Raw genomic sequence first — 7,364 nt, 5'->3', positions numbered from 1 at the left:
AATATCGCATTCCTTGCATCCAAACCTGTACATTCAGAGAATTGCCTTGGATTGGCGGTAACAGGTACTAGATATGCGTTCGTAAAATTAGCGCGCGTTAACGTCGCTCCACGAAGGTCTGACTCGCTAAGAATTGCGTTCGTAAAATCTGCGTCGGTGAAATCTGCCGATTTCAAGTTAGCCCATGCCACCATGGAGCCGCGGAAAGAGCATCCTTTGCATATGCTTCCTTCGAGATTGATATCCGTCAGGTCATAGTTGGACATATCTTTTCCGGAAATGTCTTTACCAGCGAGTCCCGTGACCCACGTTTGGGGCATTGCTCTATACATCTTTTACGTGGTCCGATCTGTTTCGATTGTGGAACTGGCCTATGGCCAACAATATAAATGCGTTTAAAAATACGTTTACTAGAGACAACAAATCGATGTAACCATGACCTAACCCTAGAAATCCTGATAGACCTAGGACAAACGCTAGACAGGTGCTTAAAGAGGCTGCAATAAAAACCCATTTAGCGGTGGTTGTTCTGTACCTGTATAACGCGCACCAAATAATTAGGGTGATTCCAATTAAAACAAGAACTTTGCTATTTTCCATGTCTACTCACAGTGAAAAGCGAAACTGTATTTCTTGTCTCTAGCATCGAGTTGCATACGGGGGTGCTGTTGCAAAGTTGGGTGGAGAACCGCGAACACTCCTTTCTTCGTCGCCTGGCCAGCATTATGGCCCAGCCTGCTTAGATATTCTGGAAGATGTTGTTGAGGTATTTCACCTGCCGGTGTTCCACTGTTGGCGGGCAGATTCCCTCTGACTTCAACTCGGCGATTGCCCTGGCTAGTGAGGGTGCTTTATCGGTGTTGATCACTCTGGGATACCCGGCTGACGCATTGGATCTGAGGGCCTTGGCCAGGAAACGCTTCGCTGCGGCCACGTTCCGCTTCGGAGAGAGGTAAAAGTCCAGGGTCTGGCCACCGGCGGTGATCGCCCGATAGAGGTAGCACCACCTGCCGCCGACCCGGATATAGGTCTCATCCACCCGCCAGGAACTGGCCTGCCAGTAAGGTACCTGTCGGTACCACCGTGTTTGCTTGTCCAGCTCAGGGGCGTATTTCTGGACCCAGCGGTAGATCGTGGTGTGATCGACCGGCACGCCCCGCTCGGTCATCATTTCCTCCAGATCGCGGTAGCTCACCCCGTAGCGGCAGTACCACCGCACTGCCCACAAAATGATGTCACGAGGGGAAATGACGACCGGAGAAGATACCCATGGCTGTGATTATTTCACGTCGCTCTTCCTACTGCCCCAACTTTGCAACAGCACCCACTGATCCGCCTTCGTTCAACTACGAACGCGGGGAGCACCTCTCGATCGCAATCTGGGGGCGTTGAAGCAACGGTAAGGAGGGAGGCGTCGGCAAGCGCAGCTTAAAGCAACGCTATGTTGGCGTCTTCTTGGGCCTTTGACTCAAGATATGCAACACCCCCCGCCTCCCTGCATGGCGTGCATGCTGTGAGGAGCGGGGGTTGTTGGTGCTTGGCTTAAAAGCGAATACTAGTTAACGCGGCCGGTTTCCTTGCGGTACTTGCGGTAGTAGCGGCGGCCGTAGTGGACGGTGCCTACTGCAGCAATGGCCACAATGACTAGGGCGATGATACCGATGATCATGGTCAGGGTGTAGTCACCCTCGCCTGCGGTGCCCAGCGGGGTGTCCCACACGCCAAGGCCCCAAATGATGATGCCGGCAGCCGGGAGGCAAGACAGGATCAGACCCATGCCCACCCAGGTGGAGGTGCGAAGCAGGGAAGAGTGAGGAGCACCGAAGGATACTGGATCGTAGCCCTCAATGTAGGTGTCCTGAATCTTGCCGGAGAACTCTGGGTAGGTCTCGCTGGCGTAGTCAGCGACTGCATGGGTGTTATCGCTCATGGCGGAGTCTTTCTGTCTTTCTCTCGTTCCTAGTATTCCTACGGAATAACCTTAGCTTAGTCGTCCTTGCCACGGAAAGCAGCACGTGCACGTTCGCGGGTAACCGCAGAAACTGCGGTCAGCGGAACGCCGGCCGGGCAGACATCGGCGCACTCACCGTAGAGGGAGCAGTGACCAAAGTTGGCTTCCAGGTCGTCGACCATGTTGCGGGCACGGCGGCCACGCTCTTCCTTGCCCAGCGGCATGAGGGAAAGGTGCACCAGCTTCGCGCCGGTAAACAGGTGAGCCGCACCGTTCGGGCAGGCAGCGACGCAGGCACCGCAGCCAATGCAGGCAGCGTGGTCCAGCGAGTACTCGGCAGTCTCGTGGTTGAGGTGCATGGTATCCGCATCCGGAGCAGTACCAGCGTCCATGGAGACGTAACCGCCCTGCTCCATGACGTGATCCAGTGCCGCGCGGTCCACGACCATGTCCTTGATGACCGGGTAGGCAGCAGAACGGAATGGCTCCAGCTTGACGGTCTGGCCATCGGTGAAGTTAAACAGGCGCTGCTGGCAGGCAGGGGTGTTCTGGCCTGGGCCGTGCGGGCGACCATTGACGGTCAAACCACAGGTACCGCAGATGCCCTCACGGCAGTCGGAAGCGAAAGCGAAGGGCTCTTCGCCGCGCTCAATGTAGCCCTCGTTGACGTGGTCCAGCAGTTCCAGGATGGACATCTGCTCAGAGGCGTCATCCACCTGGACGGTCTCGAAGTGGCCTTCTTGGGTCGGTCCGGCTTGACGCCAGATCTCAAGTGTCAGTTTCATTACTTGTAGTTCCTTGTCATCAGCGGGATCGAATCAAAGTACAGCGGCTCGGCGTGGCGAATGAACTCGCCCTTATTAGCGCCCGGCTCCCATGCGGAAACAAAGCACCAGTTCTCATCGTCGCGTTCTGCCTCGCCGTCCTCGGTGAGGTGGTCCTCGCGGAAGTGAGCACCACAGGACTCATCGCGGTCCAAAGCGTCAACACACATGAGCTCGCCCAAGTCCAGGTAGTCGGCAACGCGCAGGCCGTATTCCAGGACCTGGTTCATGTCATTGGCCTCGCCCGGGATGCGGACATTAGCCCAGAAGTCCTCGCGCAGCTCGCGGATCTTGGTGATGGCGGCCTTGAGGTCTTCGACGTTACGGGACACACCGCAGCCGTGGTAGAGGATATCGCCCAGCTGGCGGTGGTAGTAGGACGGACCATGCGGGTTCTCTCCGCGCACGCCCATGAGGCGGTCGATGCGCTCCTGGGACTGTGCCAGGGTTGCCTGTGCCTCTGGGGAATCCTCCGCCAGCTTCTCCTCGTTGAGGTGATCAGCCAGGTAGTTCGGGATGGTAAACGGCAGGGTGAACCAGCCATCGACGGAAGCCGAAAGCAGGGAATTTGCACCCAGGCGGTTAGCACCGTGGTAGGTCCAGGAGCACTCACCGGCGGCAAAGAGGCCGTCGATGGAGGTCATCTCGTTGAAGTCCGTCCACAGGCCACCCATGGTGAAGTGGCAGGTCGGGGCGATGCGCATCGGGGTCTCATAGGCGGACTCGCCGATAGCCTCTTCGTACATCTCGATGAGGTTGGAGTAACGCTCGCGGATCTTGTCCTTGCCCAGGCGCTCGATGGCGTCACGGAAGTCCAGGTACACCGAGTTGTGCAGCGGGCCAACACCCAGGCCGGCGTTGATCTGCTGAGAGATGGCACGGGAGGCAACGTCGCGCGGAACCAGGTTGCCGAATGCCGGGTAGCGGCGCTCCAAGAAGTAGTCGCGCTCTTCTTCCGGAATGGTATTCGGGTCGCGGTCGTCGCCCTCCTTCTTCGGGGACCAAATGCGGCCGTCGTTACGCAGGGACTCCGACATCAGGATGGTCTTGGACTGCCAATCGGAGTTGACCGGCAAGCCCGTCGGGTGGAACTGCACGAAGGCTGGGGAGGCCAGGTAGGCACCACTGTCATACGCACGCATCATGGCGCTGGCATTGGAGTTCTTTGCCAGGGTGGACATGTGGTAGACGTTGCCGTAGCCGCCGGTACCCAGCACAACTGCGTGGCCGGTGAAGGCCTTGAGCTCACCGGTAATCAGGTTGCGGGTAACGATGCCGCCGGCGCGCTTCTTACCATTGTCGTTGTAGACGATGATGTCCTGCAGGTCGTTGTGAGCGAAAAGCTCCACGTTGCCCAAGCCAATCTGGCGGTAGAGCGCCGAGGTGGTGGACAGCTGCAGCTGCTGACCTGTTTGGCCACGGGTGTAGTAGGTACGGGAGACCTGCACGCCACCGAAGGAACGGGTAGCCAGGGTGCCGCCGTACTCGCGAGCGAATGGGGCGCCGATGGCGTTCATGTGGTCAATGACGCGGACGGACTCGTTTGCCAGGCGCCAGCAGTCGGACTCGCGGCAGCGGTAGTCGCCGCCCTTAACGGTGTCCTTGGTGTGGCGGTAGGCGGAGTCGTTGTCCACCTTCTTGGCACGGGAGGCGTTGACGCCACCCTGCGCGGCAATGGAGTGCGCGCGGCGCGGGGAATCGTGGTAGGTGAATACCTTTACCTTGTAGCCCAGCTCGCCCAGTGCGGCCGCAGCGGAACCAGCGGACAGGCCGGTGCCAACTACGAGAACCTCAAACTTGCGGCGGTTCAGCGGGGAGACCAGCTGCATGTGGTCCTTTTGGTGGGACCACATATCCTTCATCGGCACGCCGTGCGGCTCGTGGGATTCCAGAATGTTGCCGGCAGATACGCCCGGAACGATGGACTGTGGGTGCGAGAACTTAGGGTGCTCGCGCTTGAGTTCAGTATTAGTCATGGGTTTCTAACTCCTTTAGCTGACCAAGCCCAGGGCAACGGACAAAGGCATAACGATGTTGCCGATGCAGACAACGGCCGGGATGACGTACGCCAGGATCAGGAAGGTCTGACGCCACTTCGCACCGGTGATACCCAGGTCAGAGGCGGCAAGGCGAATGCCGTGGGTGAGGTGCAGGAACAGGAAGCACATAGCGATCACGTACACGATGGTGACCGGCCAGCGGCTGAAGGTGGCGATCATGTTGGCCTTCACCGCGCCCTCTGCAAAGTCGCCGGGGGCGAAAGGTTGCACGCCCAGGGTCAGGTCCAGCAGGTGGAAGATGATGAACAGCAGCAAGACGATGCCGGTGACCAGCATGGACTTGGTAGCGAAGGAATCAAGGCCGCCCATCAGGTTGCTGCGGCGGAACTTGCCGCGGGACGCCTTAGAGCGTGCGGTCAGGGCAAATGCACCATAGATGTGGGCGAGGATGGCAACCAGCAGGACGGCGCGGATAATCCACAATGCGCCCTCGTGCGGGAACAACGGCTCGCCCATGGAGCGCAGGAATGCGCCGTATTCATCCAGCGCCTCTTCGCCGCCGTGCGCCGGCAAGTACAACTTCAGGTTGCCGGCCATGTGGCCAACAACAAAAAGGGCAAAAAGCAGGCCAGTGACGGCCATAATGAGCTTCAGAACCCAGGAGGGCACTCCCGGCTTCTGACGGATTGGTTCGTTAGTGATGTGGCCGTGAGCTACTGCCTCACGGTCCGGATTTCTTAAAGTCATGACACCTCCATTGTCGCCCTCACTTTAACTGGGCTTAACCGCTGGTTACTAGTCAATTCCTGCAGCGTTTCAGCTAACGGTACAGCGGTACGGTTAAAGTCAGAATTCTCTTAGGTAAGGGTTACCTTAAAAGCCTCCGGGCAAAACGTCACTACCTTGGCGGCTCGGAATTCCGCAATATTGGCGTTGCGTAATTCGCCCCAGATTTGTGAACTTGGTCACCCAGTGTTGCCAGAGTGACCGCCTTACCCCTTTATGTGTCAAACTTTCGCATGAAACCCACATGCAGCCCACAGGCGGGTGAACATTCTTCGCAAGATCTTTGCGATTAGGGTGCACACCCGCAGGCCAGCCAGTAACCTTGCCGGCATGAGTAAGACGTATGTGGGATCCCGCCTTCGCCAGCTTCGCCGTGAGCGCGATCTCAGTCAGGCTTCCCTTGCCGCGACGCTGGGTCTCTCCGCCAGCTACGTCAACCAGATCGAGCACGACGTCCGGCCGCTCACAGTCCCAGTGCTCCTGCGCATCACCGAGGTCTTCGGCGTCGATGCCACCTTCTTCTCCCGCGACGATGACTCCCGCCTGCTCGCCGAGATCCAGGACGTCATCCAAGACAAGGAGCTCTGCCCCTCCCCCGTCGAGCTGCAGGAGCTCTCCGAGCTGGTCTATAACCACCCCACCGTGGCTCGCACGCTGGTAGACGTCCACCGCCGCTACCGCAATGTGCGCGATAAGCTCTCGCTGGCCACTGATGCCCGCCGCACCACCGAGGCCACCCAGGCCCTATCCATGCCGCACGACGAGGTGCGCGACTTCTTCTACGCTCGCCAAAACTACTTGGACAACCTGGACCACCATGCAGAGCAACTTGCCGACGCCCTCTCGGTCACCCACTTCGGCATTCGCGACACCGAACACGCCCTGGCCCAGCGCCTGCGCGATCGCCACAACGTAGATATCCGCATCACTTCCCAGATGGATGGCACGCTACACAGCTTTGACCGCGAAACCGGCGAGTTCCAGCTCGCGTCGCGCCTGAGCGAAGGCCAGCGCGCCTTCCGCATGGCCGCGGAGCTGAGCTTCCTCGAGGCCGGGGAAGACATCGCTTCCCTAGTGGAGGAGGAGCCGTTTACCTCGGATGCTTCGCGCAACCTCGCGCGGCGCGGCTTGGCCAGCTACTTTGCCGCCGCCACCGTGATGCCCTATGCACTGATGCATTCCGAAGCCGAGCGCTCCGGCTACGACGTGGAATACCTCTGCCAGGTCTTCGGCGTGGGCTATGAATCCGTGGCCTCCCGCCTGTCCACCCTGCAGCGCGATAACCTCCGCGGCATTCCTTTTACTTTTGTTCGCGTCGACCGCGCCGGCAATATGTCCAAGCGCCAATCCGCCACCGGCGTGCACTTTTCCAATAACGGCGGCACCTGCCCGCTGTGGAATGTCTACGAGACCTTCACCCAGCCCGGCATTATCTCCCGCCAGCTGGCCCAGATGCCCGATGGCCGTAACTACCTGTGGATTTCGCGCGCCGTCCAGCATCACCAGGGGCGCTTTGGCGATACCGATAAGCTCTTCGCCATCGGGCTAGGCTGCGAAGCCCGCCACGCCGACCGCACTGTCTACGCCGAGGGGCTCGATCTCACCGACCTCTCCACCGCCACCCCCATCGGCTCCGGCTGCCGCACGTGCCCGCGCGAGAACTGCGCGCAGCGCGCCTTCCCGCCCATCAATGAGGTCATTAGCGTCGATGCCCACCGCTCCGCCGTGGCACCGTACTAATTCTGCCACCCAGGTGGACTGCACATAAAAAAGCGGCACCGCGGTCCGCCTCCCTCTAACGAG

6 protein-coding genes and 1 pseudogene are annotated in these 7,364 nt (G+C 59.4%); 1 reads left to right on the top strand and 6 read right to left on the bottom strand.

The features are described 5' to 3' along the window. From QKD99_RS07090 to QKD99_RS07065, 6 genes and pseudogenes are all read right to left on the bottom strand, one after another. A partial coding sequence (locus tag QKD99_RS07090; RefSeq protein ID WP_347951092.1) for a pentapeptide repeat-containing protein occupies positions 1–320 on the bottom strand: 320 nt, incomplete at its 3' end. Positions 321–748: 428 nt separating this feature from the next. Beyond that, positions 749–1,271: pseudogene (locus QKD99_RS07085) on the bottom strand (IS6 family transposase); the annotation flags it as partial. Between the two features lie 284 nt (positions 1,272–1,555). Then, positions 1,556–1,930, bottom strand: a complete 375-nt coding sequence (locus QKD99_RS07080) for a hypothetical protein (RefSeq protein WP_049377823.1) — start codon at positions 1,928–1,930, stop codon at positions 1,556–1,558. A 56-nt stretch (positions 1,931–1,986) separates the two neighbouring features. Continuing rightward, positions 1,987–2,736 (bottom strand): succinate dehydrogenase/fumarate reductase iron-sulfur subunit, encoded by a 750-nt coding sequence (locus QKD99_RS07075; RefSeq protein WP_005323073.1) that lies wholly within the window; start codon positions 2,734–2,736, stop codon positions 1,987–1,989. After that, positions 2,736–4,751 (bottom strand): fumarate reductase/succinate dehydrogenase flavoprotein subunit, encoded by a 2,016-nt coding sequence (locus QKD99_RS07070; RefSeq protein WP_284769392.1) that lies wholly within the window; start codon positions 4,749–4,751, stop codon positions 2,736–2,738. The genes QKD99_RS07075 and QKD99_RS07070 overlap by 1 nt, the downstream gene beginning before the upstream one ends. 15 nt (positions 4,752–4,766) lie before the next feature. Continuing rightward, positions 4,767–5,522 (bottom strand): succinate dehydrogenase cytochrome b subunit, encoded by a 756-nt coding sequence (locus QKD99_RS07065; RefSeq protein ID WP_239278512.1) that lies wholly within the window; start codon positions 5,520–5,522, stop codon positions 4,767–4,769. Between the two features lie 369 nt (positions 5,523–5,891). On the opposite strand from QKD99_RS07065, the gene ramB reads away from it, so the two are divergent. After that, on the top strand, positions 5,892–7,301 hold the full coding sequence (gene ramB, locus QKD99_RS07060; RefSeq protein ID WP_347951091.1) for an acetate metabolism transcriptional regulator RamB: 1,410 nt from the start codon (positions 5,892–5,894) through the stop codon (positions 7,299–7,301). Positions 7,302–7,364 lie beyond the last annotated feature (63 nt).

Source organism: Corynebacterium sp. c3Ub_189 (assembly GCF_039907195.1).
Lineage (GTDB): Bacteria > Actinomycetota > Actinomycetes > Mycobacteriales > Mycobacteriaceae > Corynebacterium.
The sequence above is the reverse complement of the archived record's forward strand: the minus strand, read 5'-3'. Positions and strand labels throughout refer to the sequence as shown.

Excerpts from the sequence above, each read along its gene's own strand:
- QKD99_RS07080 (WP_049377823.1), bottom strand. The coding sequence starts at position 1,930 with ATGAGCGATAACACCCATGCAGTCGCTGACTACGCCAGCGAGACCTAC.
- QKD99_RS07075 (WP_005323073.1), bottom strand. The coding sequence starts at position 2,736 with ATGAAACTGACACTTGAGATCTGGCGTCAAGCCGGACCGACCCAAGAA.
- QKD99_RS07070 (WP_284769392.1), bottom strand. The coding sequence starts at position 4,751 with ATGACTAATACTGAACTCAAGCGCGAGCACCCTAAGTTCTCGCACCCA.
- QKD99_RS07065 (WP_239278512.1), bottom strand. The coding sequence starts at position 5,522 with ATGACTTTAAGAAATCCGGACCGTGAGGCAGTAGCTCACGGCCACATC.
- ramB (WP_347951091.1), top strand. The coding sequence starts at position 5,892 with ATGAGTAAGACGTATGTGGGATCCCGCCTTCGCCAGCTTCGCCGTGAG.